Below are 1502 nucleotides of genomic sequence, written 5' to 3'. Positions count from 1 at the left end.
CGCCAAGGCCGCACCGGCCGCGAAACGCACTGCCGCCGGCAGCCCGCGCGCAAAGGCCGTGCGCACGCGCAAGGCCGCCTGACGCACTGCGTTCCGACGCAAAAACGCCGCCGTTGCCTGCGCACGGCGGCGTTTTTACATCGGGCGGCCGCTTCGGCGCGGTCGGCGCATCAACGCATCAGCGCCGCAGCAGATACGCGAGCAGCACTTCGGTGTTCATCCGGACCATCTCGGCACGCTCGTCGGCGTCGGTGAAATCGCGGCCGAGCGTCGCGGCGAGCGTGAAGCGGTTCGACACGATGTAGTAGCCGAGCCCCGACAGCGTCACGTAGAAGCGCAGCGGATCGACGTCGGTGCGGAACAGCCCGGCCTTCTGGCCGCGCGTCAGCACGTTGCCGAGCTTCGCTACGATCGGCGACATCATCTCGCGGATCCGCGTCGACTTGTGCAGGTAGCGCGCTTCGTGCAGGTTCTCGTTGTTGATGAGCCTGAGCAGTTCCGGATGGTCGCGGTAGTAGTCCCAAACGAAATGCGCGAGCCGCGTGACGGCTTCGACCGGCGCGACGCCGTCGAGATCGAGCTCGCGCTCGGCCTCGGTCAACGCGGAGAACGCGTGTTCGAGCACGGCCGTGAACAACTGCTCCTTGCTGCCGAAGTAGTAATAGAGCATGCGCTCGTTGGTTTCGGCCCGGCGCGCGATCTGGTCGACGCGTGCGCCGAACAGCCCTCCACTCGCGAACTCTTCGGCTGCCGCCATCAGGATGCGGCGGCGCGTACCTTCAGGATCTCTTTTGATTTTTGGCTGATTCATGGTGGCGTTTTGCTATGTGAGCCGCTTGATCCGGACCGGCACCCCCACCGCCTTGGCGCCGGCCGCCCTGGAACGGGCGCGCCGCGGGCGGCCGCCCTCCTGCTGAGCCCCTGCAAAAAAGCGGTTCGATTATGCGCACAGACGGCGTCCAGCGCAATGCGGGAAATCGGCGATAATCGAGCTTTGGCAAACCTTTCCGACCGCGTCCGACGCGGCCGAGAGCCATTCGGCGCCGCTGCGCCCGTTGTCACCGTGACCGATTCCAAAACACTCGCAGATCGCATCGAAGATCTGCTTCCCCAGACGCAATGCACGAAGTGCGGCTATAACGGCTGCCGCCCGTACGCCGAGGCGATCGCCGCCGGCGACGCGAACTACAACCAGTGCCCGCCCGGCGGCGCCGAAGGCATCGCGCGCCTGTCGAGCCTGCTCGGCAAACCGGTGATTCCGCTGAACCCCGTCAACGGCAGCGAGCATCCGCGCGCGGTCGCCTTCATCGACGAAAGCCTGTGCATCGGCTGCACGCTGTGCATGCAGGCGTGCCCGGTCGACGCGATCGTCGGCGCGCCGAAGCAGATGCACACGATCATCGAATCGCTGTGCACCGGCTGCGACCTGTGCGTGCCGCCCTGCCCGGTCGACTGCATCGCGATGCTGCCGGTGACCGGCGAACGCACCGGCTGGGACGCGA

The 1502-nt window shown here is 66.6% G+C and carries 2 protein-coding genes; one reads left to right on the top strand and one right to left on the bottom strand.

All coding sequences use genetic code 11. From position 1 onward, the window contains the following. Window positions 1-178: 178 nt before the first annotated feature. Window positions 179-811: a TetR family transcriptional regulator gene (locus tag G3N99_RS39930; RefSeq protein WP_039370405.1), complete on the bottom strand. Its 633-nt coding sequence runs from the start codon at window positions 809-811 to the stop codon at window positions 179-181. Between the two features lie 156 nt (window positions 812-967). On the opposite strand from G3N99_RS39930, the gene rsxB reads away from it, so the two are divergent. Further along, window positions 968-1502 (top strand): electron transport complex subunit RsxB (rsxB, locus tag G3N99_RS39925; RefSeq protein WP_206125156.1); only part of this gene is annotated, 535 nt, incomplete at its 3' end.

It is taken from the genome of Burkholderia sp. Ac-20392 (genome assembly GCF_017104585.1).
GTDB lineage: Bacteria > Pseudomonadota > Gammaproteobacteria > Burkholderiales > Burkholderiaceae > Burkholderia > Burkholderia lata.
This window is presented reverse-complemented; position numbering and strand designations above follow the sequence as displayed.